General features: G+C 62.7%; 21 protein-coding genes. 9 read left to right on the top strand and 12 right to left on the bottom strand.

From position 1 onward, the window contains the following. The first annotated feature begins 6 nt into the window (after positions 1–6). Positions 7–981 carry a CHAD domain-containing protein gene (locus SO180_RS17655; protein ID WP_449380110.1) on the top strand — a complete coding sequence of 325 codons (975 nt, stop codon included), beginning with the start codon at positions 7–9 and terminating at the stop codon, positions 979–981. Here SO180_RS17655 and SO180_RS17650 read toward each other — a convergent pair. Continuing rightward, positions 978–2,831, bottom strand: a complete 1,854-nt coding sequence (locus tag SO180_RS17650; protein WP_449380109.1) for a PHA/PHB synthase family protein — start codon at positions 2,829–2,831, stop codon at positions 978–980. The genes SO180_RS17655 and SO180_RS17650 overlap by 4 nt on opposite strands. Positions 2,832–2,866: 35 nt before the next feature. After that, entirely contained in the window at positions 2,867–3,313 is a 447-nt protein-coding gene (locus SO180_RS17645) for a hypothetical protein (protein WP_449380108.1), read from the bottom strand. A gap of 99 nt (positions 3,314–3,412) precedes the next feature. Between SO180_RS17645 and SO180_RS17640 the strand changes: the two genes are divergently transcribed. After that, positions 3,413–4,141: a CBS domain-containing protein gene (locus SO180_RS17640; RefSeq protein ID WP_449380107.1), complete on the top strand. Its 729-nt coding sequence runs from the start codon at positions 3,413–3,415 to the stop codon at positions 4,139–4,141. An 8-nt stretch (positions 4,142–4,149) separates the two neighbouring features. Here SO180_RS17640 and SO180_RS17635 read toward each other — a convergent pair whose 3' ends face one another. From SO180_RS17635 to SO180_RS17625, 3 genes are all read right to left on the bottom strand, one after another. Continuing rightward, entirely contained in the window at positions 4,150–4,605 is a 456-nt protein-coding gene (locus SO180_RS17635; RefSeq protein ID WP_449380106.1) for a RidA family protein, read from the bottom strand. 15 nt (positions 4,606–4,620) lie between these two features. Then, positions 4,621–6,312 (bottom strand): benzoate-CoA ligase family protein, encoded by a 1,692-nt coding sequence (locus tag SO180_RS17630; RefSeq protein ID WP_449380105.1) that lies wholly within the window; start codon positions 6,310–6,312, stop codon positions 4,621–4,623. A gap of 133 nt (positions 6,313–6,445) precedes the next feature. After that, positions 6,446–6,937 (bottom strand): MarR family winged helix-turn-helix transcriptional regulator, encoded by a 492-nt coding sequence (locus tag SO180_RS17625; RefSeq protein ID WP_449380104.1) that lies wholly within the window; start codon positions 6,935–6,937, stop codon positions 6,446–6,448. Positions 6,938–7,259: 322 nt separating this feature from the next. Here SO180_RS17625 and SO180_RS17620 point away from each other — a divergent pair, with 322 nt between their 5' ends. Both SO180_RS17620 and SO180_RS17615 read left to right on the top strand, forming a co-directional pair. After that, positions 7,260–8,435, top strand: a complete 1,176-nt coding sequence (locus SO180_RS17620; protein WP_449380103.1) for an ABC transporter substrate-binding protein — start codon at positions 7,260–7,262, stop codon at positions 8,433–8,435. Positions 8,436–8,472: 37 nt separating this feature from the next. Next, positions 8,473–8,925 carry a cupin domain-containing protein gene (locus tag SO180_RS17615; protein WP_449380102.1) on the top strand — a complete coding sequence of 151 codons (453 nt, stop codon included), beginning with the start codon at positions 8,473–8,475 and terminating at the stop codon, positions 8,923–8,925. A gap of 15 nt (positions 8,926–8,940) precedes the next feature. On the opposite strand, the gene SO180_RS17610 is transcribed toward SO180_RS17615, so the two are convergent. The 3 genes from SO180_RS17610 to SO180_RS17600 all read right to left on the bottom strand — a co-directional run bounded on the left by SO180_RS17610 (position 8,941) and on the right by SO180_RS17600 (position 12,004). Continuing rightward, complete coding sequence (locus tag SO180_RS17610) at positions 8,941–10,191, bottom strand: flavin-dependent oxidoreductase (protein ID WP_449380101.1); 1,251 nt, start codon at positions 10,189–10,191, stop codon at positions 8,941–8,943. Between the two features lie 173 nt (positions 10,192–10,364). Continuing rightward, complete coding sequence (locus SO180_RS17605; RefSeq protein ID WP_449380100.1) at positions 10,365–11,201, bottom strand: enoyl-CoA hydratase family protein; 837 nt, start codon at positions 11,199–11,201, stop codon at positions 10,365–10,367. 41 nt (positions 11,202–11,242) lie between these two features. Then, a complete protein-coding gene (locus tag SO180_RS17600) occupies positions 11,243–12,004 on the bottom strand; it encodes an SDR family NAD(P)-dependent oxidoreductase (RefSeq protein WP_449380099.1) in 762 nt (253 codons plus the stop codon). Positions 12,005–12,192: 188 nt separating this feature from the next. On the opposite strand from SO180_RS17600, the gene SO180_RS17595 reads away from it, so the two are divergent. The 5 genes from SO180_RS17595 to SO180_RS17575 are packed head-to-tail and all read left to right on the top strand — an operon-like array spanning position 12,193 to position 17,924. Continuing rightward, complete coding sequence (locus tag SO180_RS17595) at positions 12,193–13,023, top strand: alpha/beta fold hydrolase (protein WP_449380098.1); 831 nt, start codon at positions 12,193–12,195, stop codon at positions 13,021–13,023. After that, on the top strand, positions 13,020–14,306 hold the full coding sequence (locus tag SO180_RS17590) for an acyl-CoA dehydrogenase family protein (RefSeq protein WP_449380097.1): 1,287 nt from the start codon (positions 13,020–13,022) through the stop codon (positions 14,304–14,306). The genes SO180_RS17595 and SO180_RS17590 overlap by 4 nt, the downstream gene beginning before the upstream one ends. A 2-nt stretch (positions 14,307–14,308) precedes the next feature. Further along, the gene (locus SO180_RS17585; RefSeq protein WP_449380096.1) at positions 14,309–15,844 is read left to right on the top strand and encodes a class I adenylate-forming enzyme family protein; all 1,536 of its coding nucleotides are present in this window, start codon (positions 14,309–14,311) and stop codon (positions 15,842–15,844) included. Further along, complete coding sequence (locus tag SO180_RS17580; protein ID WP_449380095.1) at positions 15,841–16,935, top strand: NAD/NADP octopine/nopaline dehydrogenase family protein; 1,095 nt, start codon at positions 15,841–15,843, stop codon at positions 16,933–16,935. The genes SO180_RS17585 and SO180_RS17580 overlap by 4 nt, the downstream gene beginning before the upstream one ends. Beyond that, positions 16,932–17,924, top strand: a complete 993-nt coding sequence (locus SO180_RS17575; protein ID WP_449380094.1) for a 3-hydroxybutyryl-CoA dehydrogenase — start codon at positions 16,932–16,934, stop codon at positions 17,922–17,924. The genes SO180_RS17580 and SO180_RS17575 overlap by 4 nt, the downstream gene beginning before the upstream one ends. Here the strand turns inward: SO180_RS17575 and SO180_RS17570 are convergent. The 4 genes from SO180_RS17570 to SO180_RS17555 form a co-directional block, all read right to left on the bottom strand. Further along, on the bottom strand, positions 17,921–18,967 hold the full coding sequence (locus SO180_RS17570) for a 2,5-dihydroxypyridine 5,6-dioxygenase NicX family protein (protein ID WP_449380093.1): 1,047 nt from the start codon (positions 18,965–18,967) through the stop codon (positions 17,921–17,923). The two genes, SO180_RS17575 and SO180_RS17570, sit on opposite strands and share 4 nt — an antisense overlap. Before the next feature lie 40 nt (positions 18,968–19,007). Continuing rightward, a complete protein-coding gene (locus tag SO180_RS17565; RefSeq protein ID WP_449380092.1) occupies positions 19,008–19,775 on the bottom strand; it encodes an ABC transporter permease in 768 nt (255 codons plus the stop codon). Beyond that, positions 19,772–20,557, bottom strand: a complete 786-nt coding sequence (locus tag SO180_RS17560) for an ABC transporter permease (protein ID WP_449380091.1) — start codon at positions 20,555–20,557, stop codon at positions 19,772–19,774. Before SO180_RS17560 ends, SO180_RS17565 begins: the two co-directional genes overlap by 4 nt. Continuing rightward, positions 20,554–21,184 (bottom strand): ABC transporter ATP-binding protein (locus SO180_RS17555; RefSeq protein WP_449380090.1); only part of this gene is annotated, 631 nt, incomplete at its 5' end. The genes SO180_RS17555 and SO180_RS17560, both read right to left, overlap by 4 nt.

Here is a 21,184-nt window from a genome sequence, read left to right as displayed (position 1 = left end):
AAGGCGATGGCGCGACGCAGCACGACACCGGAGGCCCCCGCCCGCGTCAAGCCGGCGTCGGCACGGAGCGCCTCACCGGCTCGCCTGAGCGCGGCAATGGCCTGCGATACCGCATTTCGAATCGTGGCTCGCCGTCACCTCAATGCCGTCATGGCCCGGCACGAGGAAACATGCAGCGGCGATCCCGACGCCCTGCACCAGATTCGCATAGCGCTCACACGCCTTCGCGCCGCCATCCGCTTCTTTTCTCCCATAGTCGACGACGCCATGCGGCCGGTCGTCTGGGCCGAACTGAAGTGGCTACACCGGCAACTCGGCATGGTGCGCGATCTCGATGTGGCGATCGAACGAATTGTTGCCGCCAGCGGCGAGGAGCTTGCCCTGATTGCCGAGCTTCAGTCGTGGCAGGAAAAGCGCGCAGAAAGCCATCGTCTTTTGGCGCGGGCGCTGCGATCGGTCCGATATCGCCGCCTGATCGAGCAGACATCCGGCTGGATCGAGAGTGGACCCTGGTCAACCCGACGAGGCAAGGAGGCCATCAGATTGCGCCGCTCCCCGCTTGCCGAACACGCGGCGCAGCAGCTGGCCGCGTGGGAAAGGATCCTCCTGAAGAGGTCTCGCAAGCTCGCCGAACTCGGCGTGAAGAAGCGGCATCACTTGCGCCTGCTCAACAAACGACTGTCCTATGCGATCGAGTCCCTCGAGGACTTGTTCGTCGATGAGTCGCTTGAAAAGCAGAAGGCCATTCTGAAACAGTTGCGTCGGGCGCAACGCAGCCTGGGGCAACTCAATGACGATGCGAGAGGCCGCGTGCTTGCCAAGACGTTGAATGATGAAGGCTCGGCCGTAGGCTTTCACTTCCTCGGTCGCAAGCGCAAGAAAGAGCTGCTGAAGAAAGCGGCGACTGCCTACAAGAAGCTAAACAAGACGAAGCCTTTTGGAGCTTCACGCTTGAGGCTCGGCACGGAGCCTGCTGACTAGGTCAGAACGTATTCGCCGGGCGCATCCGGGAGTCGATCGACATTGCCGAGCCCCATTTGAGGCGATTCGCAAAGATCGCCAGATCGCGCGACAAGCCATTTGGTCCATTCCGGCCACCACGACCCCTTGAAATGCGGTGCGCGTTTGAACCATTCGTCACAGCCGACATAGGGTGCTTCTGCCGCCTTGGTCATCACCTGGTAGCTGTGCCCCGGCTCGCCAGGCGGCGCCACGATGCCCGCGTTGTGGCCGCCGCTGGTCAACAGGAAGGTCACGTCGGCATCGACCTGATAGTGAATCTTGTAGACGGATCGCCAGGGCGCCACGTGATCCCTCAGCGTGCCGACCACGAACATCGGCGCGTGAATGTCTGACAATGCGATATTGCGCCCGTCGACATGATAGCGCCCCTCCGCCAGATCGTTGTTGAGGAACAGTCGACGCAGATACTCCGAATGCATCCGATACGGCAGACGCGTGGCATCCGCATTCCAGGCCATCAGATCGCTCGGCGGTGCGCGCTCGCCCAAGAGATAGTCGTGGGACAACCGCGACCAGATCAGGTCGTTCGAGCGCAGAAGCTGAAAGGCGCCGGCCATCTGCGTGGTGTCGAGATAGCCGCGCTCCCACATCATGTCCTCGAGGAATGCGACCTGGCTCTCGCTGGTGAATAACGTCAGCTCGCCCGCTTCGGTAAAATCCGTTTGCGCGGCCAGCAACGTGATGGACTTCAAGCGGTTGTCGCCGTCGCGCGCCATAGCGGCGGCGGTGATCGACAATAGGGTTCCCCCAAGGCAGTAGCCGAGGGCATGGACCTTCCGACGCGGCTGGATGCAGGCGATCGCATCAAGCGCCGCCTTCACGCCCAGCTTCCGATAATCGTCGAAGGCAACGTCGCGGTCGCCGACGCCGGGATTGCGCCACGAGATCGCGAACACGGTTAAACCCTCGCCGGTGAGATACTTCACCAGGGAGTTCTCTGGTGACAGATCGAGGATATAGTACTTCATGATCCAGGCCGGAACGATCAGCACTGGCTCAGGCCGGACATTCTGCGTGGCAGGGTGATACTGGATCAACTCCATCAATTCGTTGCGGTAGACCACCTTTCCCGCCGAGGCCGCCACCGTCTTGCCGACCGAGAACTCTCCGTCACCGACCGCCTTGTTGGCGGAACGCATCCGCAGAAAGTCGCTCCACCAATTCTGCCAACCGCATACGAAATTTTGGCCGCCGCTCCGAAAGGCCCTTTGCAGCACTTCCGGGTTGGTCGCGACGAAGCTCGACGGCGCCAGCATGTCGAGGACCTGGCGCACGGAGAACTCCACGACCGCCTCGTTGGCGGATGCCACACCTCGAACACCTGTCGTCGCCTTGTGCCACCACTGCTCACTCAACAGAAACGCCTGAGCCAGCAGGTTGAACGGAGGACTTTCCCATTCGGGCCTGGCGAAGCGACGATCCTGAGGCTGCGGTTTGATTACGGACCAGGGGTCCTGATTGGGTGTCGACGCATGTGCCGCGGCCTGGAGCAGCCGGCCCGCATCTCGAACAGCGTCCTTCGCAATCTCCATTTGTCGCTGCGGCGCGCCCACAAGGTGCGAGGCCCAATCGAGATAGGCGAGCGACAGAGCGATGGGCGAGATGCCGCCGGTCAGCCGCGCCAGCATCGCATGCAAGGCTCGGTCAACCGGATAGGATTCCGCTGATGGGGCTGGCTCAGCGGTCACTGCTTCGGCCGATTTTTCGGGATCGGAAGCCTCAGTGCCTGCCGGCGCGTCGGAAATCAGATCCGCCGCTGCAGCAGGCTCCTCAGCCCGCGGGAGGAGAGAGGTCTTTCCGGCGCTCATGGCTCGCATTTCGTCCGTATTTTACGATTTCGGGCTCAATCGCGAGACGCAACATTGAAGAGGCCGGCGGTGGTCGCGATCACTCTGTCGCCGTGCTTGAAGATCCGGTCGCAGTCGCGCCGGATGAAATCGAGCTGATGCTGGCCGCATTCGGCGCAGAGCGTTCTCCAATCCTTGACCGAGTGCGAGGCGGCCAGTTTCGAGAGGAACTCCGCGAACAAATGTGTCTCGGTCTGCGTCCGGTCCAGGAGCTCGTTGGCGACAAATACAATCTCGTCAAGGAACTGCCGTTGCACGCTGAACATGAGATCGCACGCACGCTGGTTCGCCTCCGCGACCTGCCGGGCGGGATCCGATACCAGCTTCCCGGGCGCAAAATCCTGCAGTCTGGCGAGTTCGCTCAAGGTGACCTCCTGGCTGGCCCTGGAACTTATAAATTCCAGAATATGCCCATGGGCCGGGCGCACCTTGAGCTGCGTCAAGCGCGGCCGCGCTGCCCCATTGACCTGCGTCAAACCGCCAAACCCGGCCTGCATTAGCCTTGTGAGATCGAATTCTGCCAGGACATGCGGAGTTATTCCATGCGCGCCCACCAGATCATGACCCGGTCGGTCATCTCGGTCACGCCCGACACCACCATCGTCGAAGCCGCCAACATCATGCTCAAGCGCCATGTCAGCGGTCTTCCCGTGGTCGACGAGAGCGGCAAGCTGGTCGGAATCGTGTCGGAGGGCGACTTCATCCGACGCAGCGAGATCGGGACCCAGCGCAAGCGTGGCCGCTGGCTGAAGTTCATCCTAGGCCCCGGCCAATCGGCCAGCGATTTCGTTCAGGAACACGGCAGCAAGGTTTCCGAGGTGATGACGACGTCGCCGGTGACCATCACCGAGGATACGGCCCTTGCCGAGATCGTCGACATCATGGAGCAGAACAACATCAAGCGCCTGCCCGTGGTGCGCGGCGACAAGGTCGTCGGCCTCGTCTCTCGCGCCAACCTGCTCCAGGCAGTAGCGAGCCTTGCCCGCCAGGTGCCGGATCCCACGGCGGACGACGATCACATTCGCGGCCGCATCATTGACGCGATGGAAAAGAACGACTGGTGCCCGTTCGGACTGAACGTGATCGTCAGCGACGGCATTGTCCACCTGAGCGGCGTCATCACGGACGAAAGCGCACGCCGGGCGGCAATTGTCCTGACCGAGAACATCGACGGCGTGAAGAAAGTGCACGACCACCTGTGCTGGGTCGACACCATCTCCGGCGTCTATCTGAACTCACCGGAGGACGACGATCTCGCCAAGGCGAGCTGATCGGTGCATCAGCGCGGGATTACGGCGGTGGCTTCGATTTCGACGCGCGCCGCCTTCTCGACCAGCCTGACGACCTGCACCAGCGCCATCGCTGGATAATGCGCGCCAAGAATCTCCCGGTAAATCTGGCCGAGCGCCTTCAGGTTGGCCAGGTACTCGTCCATATCAACAACATACCACGTGAGACGCACGAGGTGCTCCGGCCGCGCGCCACCCTCGGCTAGGATCGCCGCGATATTGCTCAACGTCTGACGTACCTGCGCGACAAAGCCATCCGCGAGGCGCTCTTCCGTATCCCAGCCGATCACACCGCCGGTGACGACGATGCGTCCCTCCGCGGCCACGCCGTTGGCATAGCCCTTCGGCATCGGCCAGCCGGAGGGCTGCAGGATCCGGATCGGGGCTGCATCTTCCCTGATTGGCAGCGTTGCGAGCTGCGGGCTTTTCGGCGTCGTTGCAGACAATCGTCCATTCCTCTCTTATTTGGGACCGACGCCAGGCGACGAGGCCGCCGCCTGCGCCATCTGCCGCAGGGCAAAGCGCTTCAACTTGCCCGTCTCGGTCTTCGGCAACTGCGCCACGAACTCGATCGCGCGCGGATACTTGTAAGGCGCGATCTCGCGCTTGACGTGCTCCTGCAGATCGCTCGCGAGCCGCGCGTCCGGCACGACGCCGGGGGCGAGGACCACATACGCCTTCACGATCATGCCGCGCGCCTCATCGGGCGCCCCGACGACGCCGCATTCGGCGACCGCCGGATGCGTCAGAAGAGCGGCTTCGACATCGGTACCGGCAATATTGTAGCCGGCCGAAACGATCATGTCGTCGGAGCGCGACTGGTACCAGAAGTACCCATCGGCATCCATCACATAGGTGTCGCCGGTGATGTTCCAGCCATTGTGGACATATTTGCGCTGCCGCTCGTCGGCAAGGTAGCGACATCCGGTCGGCCCGCGGACCGCGAGGCGCCCCATCGTGCCTGATGGCACGTCGTTGCCGTCATCATCGACGATCTTTGCCTCATAGCCCGGCACCGGCTTGCCCGTCGCGCCTGGGCGAATCTCGTCTTCCGTCGCGCTGATGAAGATGTGCAGCAATTCGGTGGAGCCGATGCCATCCATCAATTTGATGCCCGTTGCGTGCAGCCAGGCGTCGAATGTCGGCTTGGGCAAGGTCTCACCGGCAGACACGCACTTGCGCAACGACGAGATATCGCGGCCTGCGATCTTGCCGAGCATCGCGCGGTATGCCGTCGGCGCCGTGAAGCAGACCGTGGTCTTGTAACGCTCGATGGCCGCGAGAAAATCGTCCGGCGTGGTCTTCTCCAGGACGACGAAGGACGCGCCGATATGCATCGGGAACAACACGCCGCCGAAGCCAAACGTAAAGGCGAGCGGCGCAGAGCCGATGAAACGATCGTCCTGCTTCGCCCGCAGGATATTGCGCGCATAGCCGTCACAGACCGCCAGCATATCCCGGTGGAAATGCATGGTGCCCTTGGGATCGCCGGTCGTGCCCGAGGTGAACGCGATCAGGCAAACATCGTCGGACGCCGTGTCGACCGCCTCGAACTCGGAGCTTGCGTCCGCGGTCAGCGCTTCCAGCGAGTCGGCAGCACCGGTGCCCCAGTAGACGACGTGCTTCAGCCCGGGCGCTGCCGCTTTCGCCTTCTCCATATCCTCGCACAGCTTGCCGTCGCACAGCGCCAGCGTGATCTCGGCCTTCTGAATCGGATACAGAAGCTCCTTGGCACGCAATAGCGGCATGGTCGCAACCACGATTCCACCGGCCTTGATGACCGCAAGATAGGTCGCGACCATCATGGGATTGTTCGCCGAGCGGAGCAGGACACGTCCGCCGGTCACGAGGCCAAGCTTGCCAACCAGCACGTTGGCAATGCGGTTCACGAGCCGTTGCAGCTCGCGATAGCTGTAGCTCACGGAAGGACTGATCGCGCAGGGCGCATCGCCATGCCCCTCTTCGACCCAGCGATCAAGGAAGTAACTGACGCAGTTCAATCGCGGCGGATATTGCAGCTCCGGCCGCGTGAAGATGAATTCGGGCCATAGATCGCGGGGCGGCAGATGTTGCAGGGCAAAGGTGTCGGCGTGAGCCGTTGCAACCCTGCCATCATACGAGCCCGGAAGTTGAACCTTGGCGGCGTTAGCCATCGCACGCTCCTTTCAGCTTGGAGAGCACCCGGCAGCAAAATCATTTTAGGCTTAAAATAATTTGGCGCAATAGCAGATTTTGGACATCACGCGTTTTTTCTGACGGCAGGGGGAGAGTTCGCCGCGGAACGGCCTACAGTTTGCGGCGCGAAGCGGATTTCTGGGCGGACGCTTTGGTCTTGGCCAGCAGGCGCATCAATTCACGCACGTCCTTTGGCGTGAGATCGGCAAAGACGTCGGCGATCCAGGTCTCGTGTTCCGCGGCCATCTTGCGAAACTCGGCGCGGCCAAGCTTCGTCAGCCGGATCACCTGGACGCGGCGGTCGGTATCGGACGTGCGGCGGTCGAGGTGCCCGGATTCCACGAGACGTTCGACGAGCCCAGTGACGTTGCCGTTGGAGACCATCATGCGCTTGGAGACATCGGACAGGGTCATGCCGTCCGGCGCCTTGTCGAGCTGCGCCATCAGATCGAAGCGAGGCAACGTGACGTCGAACCGCTCCCGCAGGCGGCTGCGCACCTCACCCTCGATCAGGGTCGTGCAGGTCAACAGGCGCAACCACAGCCGTAGCTCTTCGGCGTGGTCTTCCGGAAGTTCAACAGCCTTGGTCTCGGAATCGAGCATCGTGGTGCGGTCACTATGTCACAGCACTGGCGGCAGAAGCGAGCCAACTGTCGTTTTGAGCTTCAAGTAATTTTCGCGCCGCCGCAAGCCCAAAACGCGCCGAACAACCAGTGCGGGTCGAATTTCTTTAGGCTTCAAGCAATTGGCGCGCCGCTTGCATATGGCGCCGGGCTGATGACGCCGGGCTGATGGCGCCGGGCTGATGGCGCGACGCAGGATGCAGCAGGCTTCGGCCCTGCTTGCCGCGGATGCCGTCATCAGAATAAGCTTGGATCGAACGACAGGGCTGTAGCGTGAGCGCAAGCATATCGGGAAAAAGATCATGAAGAAGAAACTGAGGTTGGCCGGATTGGCTTTGCTCGTCGGTACCGCACTGGACCCGGCATTTGCGCAGGAGAAGATCAAGCTCGGCGTGATCGTGACCCTGTCGGGCCCCGCCGCCGCGCTCGGCCAGCAGGTTCGCGACGGTTTCGCGCTCGCGGTCAAGGATCTCGGCGGCAAGATGGGCGGCCGCGATGTCGAGGTCGTGGTCGTCGATGACGAGCTGAAGCCGGATGCGGCGGTGACCAAGGTCAAGGGCCTGCTCGAGCGCGACAAGGTCGATTTCGTGGTCGGGCCGATCTTCTCCAACATCCTGCAGGCGATCCACCGCCCGGTCACGGAATCAAAGACATTCCTGATCAGCCCCAATGCCGGCCCATCGACATTTGCCGGCAAGGACTGTAGCCCGTTCTTCTATGTGACCTCCTACCAGAATGACCAGGTGCACGAGATCCTCGGCAAGGTGGCCCAGGATCGCGGCTACAAGCGCATGTATTTGATGGTGCCGAACTATCAGGCCGGCAAGGATTCGGCGGCCGGCTTCAAGCTCGACTACAAGGGCGAAATCGTCGAGGAATCCTATATGCCGCTCAACACGCTGGACTTCCAGCCGGAGCTTTCGAAGATTTCCTCGCTCAAGCCCGATGCGCTCTTTACGTTCATGCCGGGTGGCCTTGGCGTCAACCTCGTCAAGCAGTACCGGCAGGCGGGGCTTGCCGATACGATCCCGGTGCTATCGGCCTTCACGGTGGACGAGTCAACCTTGCCGGCGCAGCAGGACGCGGCCGTGGGCATGTTCGGCGGCGCGAACTGGGCGCCCAACCTCGACAACCCGCAAAACAAGAAGTTCGTCGGCGCCTATGAAGCTGCCTACAACAGCGTGCCCGGCACCTATGCTTTCCAGGCCTATGACGCCGCGATGTTGATCGACAGCGCAGTCAGGGGGGTGAAAGGCGACCTCGCCAACAAGGACGCCGTAGGCGCGGCCCTGAAGAAAGCCGACTTCACCTCGCTGCGCGGCGCCTTCAAATTCAACACCAACGGCTATCCGATCCAGGATTTCTATCTGACCAAGGTCGCCAAGCGTCCTGACGGAAAATTCCAGACCGAGATCGTTCAAAAGGTCTTCGAGAACTACGGCGACCGTTACGCAAAAGACTGCAAACCGGCGAACTGAGTGCCGAGTCGATGGTCGAGTAAAGGGAGGAATTCAAGTGAAGAGCGAGATCACCGGCATCACGAGGGCCAATGAAGGTATCCAGGGCATTTCCTGGAACATTCTCGGCCAGACCTACGTGCCAAAGAGCTATGCCGAGCACAGCTTCTCCTGGCATGCGACGCTGCCGCCCGGCACTTTCGTGCCGCCGCACATCCATCCGGACCAGGACGAGTATCTCTATATGCTGGAGGGAAAGCTCGATTTCGTGCTCGGCAATACCGAAGCGCAGGCGACGCCCGGTGACCTGATCCGCCTCGGCATGGGCGTCCCGCACGGCATCTTCAACAAGGCGGAGCAGACGGCGAAGGTGCTGTTCTGGGTATCACCGAGCCGCAAGCTTTATGACCTGTTCTGGGGCCTTCACAACATGAAAGAGCAGAAGCCCGAGGACGTTGTCGCGATGGCTGCGGAGTTCAACATCCACTTCCTGCCCCCGCCGCCATCCTAGCCGAAGGGCGGCGTATCACGCCTTGACAGCCGCAAGGCCTGGCACCGCGGCGAAGCCGGCCTTCGTCGCATAGCCGCGCACGATCGCCTCGCGCTGCGAGTAGCTCAACACGTTCTCGACATTGTCGAAACCATTCGGCGCGAGTTGCTCGACCGCGTCGATCACCCCTTCCGGGCCGCCCCGACGATTGGAGCGGACAATCTCGGCCGTCATCGGCAGGCGCTTCTTCTCGTATTCGACCAGCGCCTGGCGCGGGTGCTCGGAGCGCGCCAACAGATCCGCAAGGCAGCGCGCATCGAGAATGGCCTGAGACGCGCCGTTCGAGCCGACCGGATACATTGGATGTGCGGCATCGCCCAGCAGGGTGACCCGCCCCGACGACCAATAGGGCAAGGGATCGCGGTCACAGGTGGGATATTCATAGAACTCAGGGGTTGCCGAGATCAGGCTCTTGACGTCGACATAAGGCACAGAGAAGCGTGCAACGTGCGGCATCAATTCTTCACGCCGGCCCGGCCGTGACCAGTCCTCCTTGCGCGGCGGCGGTGCATTGCCCTCGCCGATCTTCACCAGCACCGCCCAGTTCGTGAGTCGGCTCGCGGGGCTCGAGCCCTCCGCAATCGGATAGACCACGACCTTGGCGTTCAGGCCACCGGCGACGATCATCGACTTGCCGGTGAGGAATACCGGCCAGTCGCGCGCGCCGCGCCACAGCATCAGGCCGTTCCAGCAAGGCGGTCCCTCATTGGGAAACAGCGTCTCGCGCACGCGCGAGTGGATGCCGTCAGCGCCAATCAGGATGTCGCTACGCGCCGAGTGGACGTGTGCGCCGGAGCGATCAAAGAAATAGGCGGTGACGCCGCCTTCGTCCTGGGTGAAGGCGCCCAGGCGACAACCGGTGTGAATGACCTCGGGCCCGAGCCGCTCCTCGACCGCGCGATGGATGACGCCCTGCAGGCGGCCACGATGAATCGAGAATTGCGGCACGTCATGGCCTGCGTCGATGCCGCGCGCCTCGCGCCAGACTTCCTGACCGTGACGATTGAGATAATAGAGCTGGTCGGTGCGGATGGCGGCCTCGTCGAGCTTCGGCAACAGACCGAGCCCGGCAAGCTCGCGCATGGCATGCGGCAGGGTGTTGATGCCGACGCCGAGCTCGCGAATGGTATCGGCCTGTTCGAAAATCTCACAAGCAATGCCGCGCGCCCGCAGCATCAACGCCGTCGTGAGACCTCCGATACCGCCGCCGACGATAATCGCCTTCATCGCCCAAACTCCACTCGATACATGCCAGGCAACGGGGTTAACGTCGCATGGGCGGTCACTCCGCCGCAAGCGGCTTTGTCGCCCTCACCCTCCGCGTCGCCCGGCTCCTGGGCTTAGCCTTAATTAACAACTCCTCGAAATTCCCGCCTTCGCATATTCTTGCTGCGGAGCGGCTAATCCCCCCTGAACACCGGCTTGACCTTGTTGGCGAAGGCCTCGAAAGCGCGTTCGAAATCGGCCGTCGTCATGCAGAGCGCCTGCGCCACGGCTTCCGCCTCGATCGCCTCTTCCACCGACATGGCCCATTCCATCGCCAGCATCCGCTTGGTCATGGTGTTGGCGAAGCTCGGGCCTTCCGCGACCTGTTTCGCCAGCAGTTGCGCCTGCGGCAGGACCTGATCTGACGTGACGATGCGGCTGAAGAAACCCCAGCGCTCGCCCTCCTCCGCGGTCATGAAACGACCAGTGTAAAGCAGCTCCGAGGCGCGCGATTGACCAATGATCCGCGGCAGGATGGCGCAGGCGCCCATATCGCAGCCAGCGAGCCCAACCTTGTTGAACAGAAACGCCACCTTCGCACCACTTGCCGCCAGCCGCATATCCGATGCCATGGCGACGATCGCGCCGGCACCGGCACAGATGCCTTCAACCGCGGCGACGATCGGCTGTGGGCAGGCCCGCATCGCCTTCACGAGATCGCCGGTCATGCGCGTAAAGGCGGTAAGCCCCTTGGTGTCCATCTTGACGAGGGGGCCGATGATCTCGAACACGTCGCCGCCCGAGGAGAAATTGCCGCCGGCGCCCGTGACGACGATGGCCTTCACCGCATCGTCGAACGCGCAGGCGCGAAAGAAGTCGGTGAGCTCGCGATAGCTCTCGAACGTCAGGGGATTTTTCCGGTCCGGGCGATTCAGCGTGACCGTGGCCACATGGTCAACCACTGCAAGCAGGAAATGCTGAGACGAATAATCCGCCAACGGCACGGTAACGGGATTGGCTGGTCTGCTCATGAGGACTCCCTGTCGTTCTCGTTCCACCGCTACTTTGCGGGCTATATTTCACCACCGGCTACGGCGATCGCCTGGCCCGTGATTGCGCCGGCGCCTTCACCGCAAAGCCAGAGCACAGCGTCTGCCACCTCCTGCGGCGTGACGAGCCGACCTTGCGGGTTGTGCCGCGCGAGATCGGCGATCGCCTGCTCGCGGCTCCGCCCTGTCTTCTTCATGATGGTCTCGATGCTATCGGCAACGAGGTCCGTATCCGTAAAGCCCGGGCAGACAGCATTCACGGTGATATTGCTACCGGCCATTTCCAGTGCCAGCGAACGCACGAGCCCAACCACGGCGTGTTTGGCGGCGACATAAGCACTGACGTATGCATAGCCTTTCAGTCCCGCAGTCGATGCGATCGCGACGACGCGGCCGTAAGGCCGATCCTTCATCCCGGGCAACACGGCCCGGACGGCGTGCACCACGCCCATGAAATTCACATCCATCATCCGGGCAAACAGCGCGGCGTCCGACTTCGCGAACGGCGCGGACTCGGCGCTCCCAGCGTTTGCGACCAGGATGTCGATGGGCTGCCGCTCGGCCGCCTTGGCGATTGCAGCCCTCAGCGCCGCCTCATCCGAGACATCGGCAACGGCAGTAAAATGCGCGGCACCTGCCTTGACGGCCTCTTCGAGCGTCGCTGCGTTGCGGCCGAGTATGGTGACCGTGGCGCCGGCTCCTGTCAAAGCTGCTGCGATCGCGCGGCCGATGCCGCGGCCACCGCCTGTCACGAGCGCATGCGAAGAACGCGGCAGTCCCGACATGCGCAGCCTCCCTGAAGGCACCGGTGGATCGAGCTTTTCGAATATATTTTAAGCTTCAAATTATTGCAATGGATGGCCCTTTTAAGCCTCGCGAGGCGCCGGTCCGAAAATTGCTTTAAGTATAAAGTTATCTCTTCCCATCCCCAACAGGCCTGTTAGCATCGGCGGGCCGAGCAAGAGGAAGCCGCGTGCAGCAACCGACGCCGACGATCACCAGGGACGGACGCTTCGCCTATGAGGCCGCTGGCGATCCGGATGCGGTGCCTTTGGTTTTTTTGCACGGCATTGGCGGCGCAGCGCGCGCCTGGCGCCACCAGCTTGCCACGTTCGGCAGTCGTTTTCGCACGATTGCGTGGGATATGCCTGGCTATGGCGGGTCGAAACCGCTCCGCAACGTTAGCATCGCCGCACTGGCGGAGGCCTTGCAGGAGTTCCTGCAACAAGTCGAAGCCGACAGGCCCGTCCTGGTTGGCCATTCCATTGGCGGGATGATCGTGCAGCAATGGCTGACGCAATATCCTCAGGCTGCACGCGCCGTGGTATTGGCGCAGACCAGCCCGGCCTTCGGCAAGGCCGATGGTGACTGGCAGAAATCGTTCATTGCGGCGCGGCTTGGCCCGCTCGATCGCGGCGAGACCATGAGCTCGCTCGCCCCGTCCCTCGTCAAGGAGCTGGTCGGCGAGGATCCGGACAGGGAGGGTGTGGATGTCGCGCGTGACTGCATGGCCAGCGTGCCGGAGGCGAGCTATCGCGCGATGATGCTCGCCTTGATCGGCTTCGACAGACGGAGCGCGCTCAAGGGCATCGCCGTTCCGACGCTGCTCCTGTCCGGAGCCAGAGACAACAATGCGCCTGCCCCGATGATGGCGAAAATGGCGGGCTATATTCCGACCGCTCGTTACGTGGAGCTCGCCGGCGTCGGCCATCTCGCCAATCTCGAACGTCCCCAAGAGTTCGACGCAGCAATCGGCGATTTTCTGGAATCGAGCGTGACCAAAACACAGGTGACCGGACAATGACCATGCAAGTCAGCAAGAGCAGCACAGCCGACAAGCTCGCGCTCGACGCGCCGATTTTCGATCCCGTCGCATTCCGTCTGGACGCCGAGCAGACTTCCATCATCGCGCGGGCGCGGGAGATCGGTCAGAGCGTATTCGCCGGCCGCGCCGCAGGCTATGATCGCGACGCGGTGTTCCCCACCGAGAATTACCGGGATCTGCACCGCGTCGGCCTGCTCGGCATCGCCGTCCCGAAGAAGCATGGCGGACTGGGGGCCGGCTACCAGACCTATGCGCTCGCTGCAGCTGAGATCGGTCGTTATTGCGGCGCGACCGCGCTGACCTGGAACATGCATGTCTGTTCGACCCTGTGGTCGGGTCCGCTGGCCGACGACCTCGACATGGATGACGCCATGCGTGCGGAGCACGAGCGCCGTCGCGCAGTCCACTACAAGCGCATCGTCGAGGATGGCGCGATCTACTCGCAGCCGTTCTCGGAAGGCGGCGCAGCGGCCGCTGGCGGCGTTGCTTTCGGCACCGAAGCGAAACCCGTTGGCGGCGGCTGGATCATCAACGGCAAGAAGATCTTTGCTTCACTCTCGGGCCATGCCGATTACTACGGCGTGCTCTGCACCGAAGTCGAGGAAGGCGAAAAGGCCTCACGGCGCAACACGCTCTACCTCGCCATTCCCGCCAAGACGGAAGGCGTGTCTGTCGTCGGGGATTGGGATCCGCTTGGGATGCGAGGAACAGTCTCGCGCACGCTCCTGTTCAAGGACGTGTTCGTGCCGGAAGATGCCGCCCTGATGCCGCGCGGCGTCTATTTCCAGGCGGCAATGCGCTGGCCGCACATGTTCCTGACGTTGTCGCCGACCTATATGGGCCTTGCGCAGGCGGCGTATGATTTCACCGTGCGCTATTTGCGCGGCGAGGTTCCCGGCATGCCGCCGGTCAAGCGCAGGATGTATCCGACCAAGCAGATCGCGGTCGCGCAAATGCAGATCAAGCTCGAGCAGGTCAAGGCGATCTGGTTTCAGGCGGTCACCGAGGCTTGCGCCAATCCGAGCAAGGAGCAGGTGTTGCGGGCCTACGCCGCACAATATTCGGTCATGGAAGGTGCCAACGAGCTCGCAGCGCTGGCGATCCGCACTTGTGGTGGCCAGGCCATGCTCAGATCGCTGCCGCTGGAGCGGATCTATCGCGACAGCCGCTGTGGCTCGCTGATGCTGCCCTGGACGGCCGAGCTCTGCCTCGATCGCATCGGGCGCGAAGCGCTCTACGAGCCCGGCGAATCGGACGACTGACGGTGGACCTCTGTCACCTGATCGATCGCAACGCGGCGTTCGCGCCGGACAAGCCGGCGATCCATTTCGAAGGGGAAAGCTTGAGCTATGCGGCCTTTGCCGCGCGCATCGAGCGAACCGCCAGCGCGTTGAAGGCCCAGTTCGGCGTCGGCCGCGGCGATCGCGTCGCGATCCTGAGTTTGAACCGGCCTGACTACCTCGTCCTGCTCTACGCGTGCGCACGTCTCGGCGCGATACTCGTCCCGCTAAACTGGCGGCTCGCGGTGGCCGAGCAGCTTTTCATTCTCACGGACGCCGGCGCCAAGGTGCTGGCACTCGAAGAGGCTTTCGCCGGCGTTATTCCGGAGCTGGAGCGAAGCCTGCCGGGCATCAGCCTTCTGGGTCTCGACTTCGCTCCACCGGATGGCAGCACCTTTGCCTCACTGCTGGAATGCGGCGACCATGATGGGCGCAATCCGCATGCCGATCTCGCCTGCCCGCTTCTCATCGTCTACACGTCGGGCACGACCGGGCGGCCGAAGGGCGCGGTGCTGCGTCAGGAAGCGCTGTTCTGGAACGGCGTCATGAGCCAGCACATGCACAATCTGACGTCGGACGATCACGTGCTGACGGTGCTGCCGTTCTTTCATGTCGGCGGACTCAATATCCAGACCACGCCGGCTCTGCACGCAGGTGCGAGCGTTACGATTCATTCCCGCTTCACGCCGGAGGCGGCGCTTGCCAGCTTCGAGCGCGACCGCCCAACGCTGACGGTATTGGTACCGGCGATCATCCAGGCGGTAAGCGATCATCCCGGCTGGGCTGCGGCCGATGTTTCGTCCTTGAAGGCCATCGCCACGGGATCGACCATCGTGCCACCGCACCTGATCGAGCGCTTCGTCGCGCGCGGTGTTCCGGTCTTGCAAGTCTACGGCTCGACCGAGACCTGCCCGATCGCCGTTTACACCCGGCTCGGCGGAGACATATCGCGCGCGGGCTCGACTGGCCTGCCCGGCCTCTTCTGCGAGGCCAAGGTGATTGGCACTGACGGCACCGAGGTGCCGCCTGGAACGCCTGGCGAGATCGCAGTGCGCGGCCCCAACGTATTCTTCGAGTATTGGGGCAACGAGGACGCCACGCGCGATGCGCTGCATGACGGCTGGTATCGCACCGGTGACATTGGCCTGCGCGATGACGACGGGTATTTCTGGGTCCGGGATCGCAAGAAGAACATGATCATTTCCGGCGGCGAAAACGTCTATCCAGCCGAGGTCGAGCGCGTCCTGATGGATCATCCGGATGTCAGCGAGTGCGCCGTGATCGGCAGGCCTGATCCGCGCTGGGACGAAGTGCCGGTCGCTTATGTGATCCCGCGGTCGGGCCGTCGGCCCGACGCCGACCAGTTGAAAGCGCATTTGCAGGCGCAGCTTGCACGCTACAAGGTTCCGCGCGAGTTCGTCTTTGTCACCGACCTGCCGCGCACGGCGCTGGGCAAGGTGCAGCATTTCCTGCTGAAGAAGCTCGACGCGCAGTCGTGCGCACAGGGAGAAGTCTCTTGAAGATTGCCGTGCTGGGCGGCGGCAACGGTTCCTTCGCGGCCGCCGGTGATTTTGGGCTGTCCGGGCACGAGATTCGGCTCTGGCGGCGCGACGGAGATCAAGTGGCGGCGCACCGCGCAGCCGGTTCGCGCGTCCTCGTCAAGGACCACCGCGGCCGGCACGAGGTCTGGCTTGAGCTGGTCACGACCGACATTGCCGAGGCGATCAGCAACACCGAGCTGATCCTGTGCCCCGCACCGGCCTTTGCCCAGCAGGATATCGCTCGCCTGCTTGCACCGCACCTGCGAGACGGGCAGGTCGTTTTTCTGCCGCCGGCAACCTTCGGCTCGATGATCTTCGCTCTGGCTCTGCGCGACTGCGGCAACCGCGCAAAGGCGAGCTTTGCCGAAACCGGTACGCTGCCCTGGCTGACGCGCAAGCATGGACCGTTCGAGGTCGCGATCACGATCCGCGCTAAGCGATTGCCGGTCGGCGTATTCCCGCTCAGCCGGGCGCCACACGCGCTCGATGTGATCGGCCGCGCGTTTCCTGATGCGATTGAACCGTGCGGAGACGCTCTGTCCGGCGCCTTGATGAATGCAGGGCCTATCATCCATCCGCCGCTGATCGTCATGAACGCCGGTCCGATCGAGCATTTTGAACGCTGGGACATCCATAAGGAAGGCACGCAAGCCGCGATCCGACGGGTAACGGATGCGCTTGACGCCGAGCGCATCGCGGTGCGCGAAGAGCTCGGCTACGAAGCTCCGCACTTCCCACTTGCCCACCATTACGCAAAGGAAGGCGAGATCTGGATGTATGGCCGCGGCTCGCATGATCGGCTGACCGATTCCGGCGATTGGCGCGAGCGGATCGTGCTGAGGGACCATCGCTACATGCGGGAAGATCTGCGGCTCGGGCTCTCGTTCCTCGTCTCGGTCGCCGAGCTAACCGGCGTTGCAACGCCGCTCGCGCGGGCCTTCCTCTCCATCGGCGGCGCAATCTGCGGCGAAGATTTTGCACAAAGTGGTCGCACGCTCGCAAGCTTGGGTCTCGGCCAACTCAGCCAAGCCGAATTGCAGACATTGCTACGCGAGGGCTTTGACCGATGACCGCCCGCGCCCACATCGCCTGTCTCGGCGCTGGCCGCATGGGCCGCGGGATTGCGGTCGCCTTTGCTTATGCCGGGCATGCTGTCACGATGATCGACGTCAAGGCGCGCTCTGCGGAAGACTTCGCAAGACTCGAGGCCGACGCGTTGAATGAGGCCCGGAAGACATTCGCGAGTCTGACGCGCCTTGGACTGCTCACCGATGTGCAAGCTGACATGCTCATCAGGCGGGTCTCGGTGGTACCGGCCAGTGAAAGCGATGAAGCCCTGTCCAGCGCTGGCCTGGTCTTCGAAGGGGTCCCCGAAGTCGTTGCACTCAAGCGCGACGTGCTCGCCGCCGCATCAAGGCAGGTCGGACGCGACACCATCATTGCTTCCACGACATCGACGATCCTCGTCGACGATCTCTCCTGTGCGATCGAACATCCAGGCCGCTTCCTCAACGTGCACTGGCTCAATCCGGCCTATCTGATCCCTCTGGTCGAAGTCTCGCCAGGCGCCGCCACCGATCCGGCCGTTGTGGCTCAAGTCAAGGCGCTGCTCGAAGGCATCGGCAAGGTGCCGGTGGTCTGCGCCGCAACGCCCGGCTTCATCGTCCCGCGCATCCAGGCGCTCGCCATGAACGAGGCTGCGCGCATGGTCGAGGAAGGCGTTGCCAGCGCCGAGGAGATCGACAAGGCGATCCGCTACGGGTTCGGCTTCCGCTATGCGGTCCTGGGCCTCCTGGAGTTCATCGATTGGGGCGGCGGCGATATTCTCTTCTACGCCAGCCGCTATCTCGAAGGCGCCCTCGGTAGCGAGCGCTATCGGGCGCCCGAAGTCATTTCCCAAAACATGCAGGAAGGCCGGATCGGACTTCGTACCGGCGCAGGTTTCCTCGATTATTCGGGGCTCGATATCGACGCCTATCGCGAGGCACGGCTCAAGGCGATGGTCGACCTGCTCCGGCATTTTGGCCTCGCGCGACCGCCCGCGCTCGACGACGACTAGCTGAACACGTTTTGCAGCACGCCGTCACGCACCACCGCAACGCCGTCCAGCTCGATCGTGGTTCCCATCATCGGCAGGTCGAAATGTCCCGCCGTGTAGCGGCCGGCAAATTCGTTCGCGCCGGTCGAGAACAGGAAGTTGCCGGAGACCGCGCGCAGTTCGGTGCCGTTGGTGTCGCGCTGATCGTACATCGACAAGGCCTCATAGCGGGCGCCCGGGTTCATGCCGAACCCCACATGCGACACCGCATAGGCCTCCCGGTCACCCCATGCCGCGAGGTAGGCGCGCATCATGGCAGCGTCGGTGCCCTCTCCTTCGAGTTCGACGACATAGTCGTCTTTCAGCGTCATTGTCACGGGAGATGTCAGGTAACGCTTGAAGGTGAGATTGATGTCACCCGGCGCCATGATAACAGTCCCGTTGATGGTCCCGCTCTTTGGAAAGCTGACGACGATGCCGCCCGGCCAATGCGCCAGCGTCCCCGGCTTGTCGGTCCACCCCCAGACCCCGACCGTCGAAGCCCCGACCATGTCGACATCGAGAGCCGTGCCTGCCTTCGAGGTGACGCGCATCCGCTTCGTTCCGCGCAGCATCTTCGCTGCCGCGCGAACCCGCTTTTCGAGCGCTGGATCCGGCACCATGCGCTCGAGCGCTTCCGGATGCTCATTGGAGATCACCAGAATTCGGGCACCGGCCTTCAGGATTTCCGGCGTCTCCACGGCGTGCATCAGGCCTTCAATGGTGCAATCGACCACGAAACCGGCCTGCTGCAGGGCACTGATGACGGGCGCCATCCGCTGGATCGCCTCGCTCGCCCCGGTAGAACGGACGGGCACGATATGGCGGTTCCTCGGCGTAGGCATAACGACATGGAACGGTCGTGCGCCTATACGCAGCAGAGCGAGCTCCGCCAGATGCACGTTGAGCGCACGCGACTGGGTTTCCGAAAGGACGGCGGCCGTATCGCCAGCCTTGACGGCACACCGCTCAAAAATCTCGCAGAACGCGTCGATCCATTTCGCCTCGATCCGATCCGCCAGCATGGTTCGCTCCCCGACTTTCTTATTCTCTTGTTCGCTCAGATCACGCCTCGGGAAATCCCCGCAGCAGGTACGACCGCGCAGCTTGCAACAGCGCGTTCAGTATCAATCCCAGCAGGGAGATCGTGATCAACGGCACGAACATGTCAACGGCCTGGAACGTGCGGGCCGCAGTGATGAGCACGTGGCCGAGGCCGTCGGTCGACGTGATCATCTCGGCCAGGAACACCACGATGCACGAAATGACGAGCCCGATGCGGCAGCCCGTCAGGATCGACGGCATCGCAGCCGGCAGCACGACCTTGAGCAAGATCTCCCGCCGCGGCGTACCGGCCGCCATCGCCGACCAGATCAGCTTCTGCTCCACGGTGGAGGCACCATAATAGGTGGACAAAAGGATCGGGAACAGCGCATCCGCGGCGACCAGCGCGATCTTCGATTCATGACTGAAGCCGAGTAGCAGCAGCAGCGCAGGATAAAGCGCGACTTTTGGCAACGGCGCGAGAACCCGTACGAGCGGCCGCACGATGGCGTTGATCGCAGGACTCGCGGCCGCCACCATACCGATGCTGACGCCCAGCGCGACCGCAATCAGGAAACCCGCGAATAGCCGGAACAGCGTCGCGATGATCTCCTGCTGAAAACCGACGGTGGCAAGCTGTTGCAGCAACCGCGTAAATACGAATCCCGGTGGAGGTAGCAACGCGACTGGTGCAACTCCAAACGATACCAAGCCCTGCCACGATGCAATGAGCAAGGCGATCGGCAGAAGCCCGAGGAATACGTCCGTAGAGAGCGCGCGCGACTTCATGAAAAGCTCAGGGGCATGTCGAACTGAGGCTCCGACCACCGCACCAGGCGTGCCCGGACCTTCTCGAAGGCAGCATCAAGGCCTATTCCCATGGCACCGACGATAATGATCATAGCGAAGACGGTGTCGTACTGGCCCATGTCCAGCGCATTGAACAGGATATTGCCTGCGCCGGACTGACGGGCGATCATCTCGCTGGTGATCATGGTGATCAGCGCCAGCACGAGCCCTGTACGACAACCAGTCAGGATCTCCGGCAACGCCGCTGGCAGCACGATGCGGACCAGGCGTTGTACGGATGACAGGCCCATGGCCGCCCCGGACCATAGCATCTTCTCCTCGACCGCCTTGGCACCTTCAAAGCTGTGATAAATTACCGGCAGGCTGACACCTAGGAAGATGACAAGCGTCTTGGCGATATCGCCGACGCCCAGCCAAAGCATGATGATCGGCATCAACGCCGCCTTTGGCACGGGATAGATCACCATCAGAAGCGGATTGAAGAACGCCGCCACGGCCCGGCTTCGGCCCATCAGGAGCCCAAGGGGGATCGAAACGGCGACGGCTGCGGCAAATCCGATCGTCATGCGACGCAGCGACGCCAGGATATTAATCAGGGACTCCTTGTCGCCAAGGATGGCAGGAACCGCACGCATGGCTTCGAGCGCGGTCGGGAAACTGTCGTTCTTCAGAGCAAGCGCCGCAACCTGCCACACCGCGAGTAGCCCGACGCAGGCGAGCACGGGAGCAACGCGCCTACCGATGGCAGCGGGCAAAGTCATGCCTTCACACCCGTCTCGTCGCCATCATCGAACATGCGTTCGATATCGACGACGTATTTCTGATAGCGCGGGTCGAGCAGCAGCTCGGTGCGCCGGCGCGGCCGAGGCAGATCGATATCGACCACCTGCCGGATACGGCCGGGGGATCGCGACATCATCACGACCTTGTCCGAAAGAAACACCGCCTCATCGACGGAGTGCGTCACGAACAGAACCGTCTTCCGATCTCGTTCCCAGATGTTCAAGAGGTCGTTCTGAAGCCGTGTACGAGTATGAGCATCGAGCGCTCCGAAGGGCTCATCCATCAGCAAGACTTCGGGATGGTAAGCGAGCGTACGAGCAAGCGCGACGCGCTGCTTCATTCCGCCTGACAGCTCCTTGGGAAAGAAATTCTCGTAGCCCTTGAGGCCGACCATCTCGATCAGCGCGCGGCTTTGTGCTTCCGCTTCAGTCGCACGGACGCCTTGCTGACGCGGTCCGTACATGACGTTGCCGAGGACGGTCTTCCATGGAAAGAGCGCGAACTCCTGAAATACCGGCCCGCGATCGGGCCCCGGTGCCGTGATCGTCTTGCCCTTCACTTTCGCGGAGCCGCTGGTCGGACTGACGAAACCGCCGACGATGTAG

The sequence above is a fragment of the Bradyrhizobium sp. UFLA05-112 genome (assembly GCF_053572325.1).
This window is presented reverse-complemented; position numbering and strand designations above follow the sequence as displayed.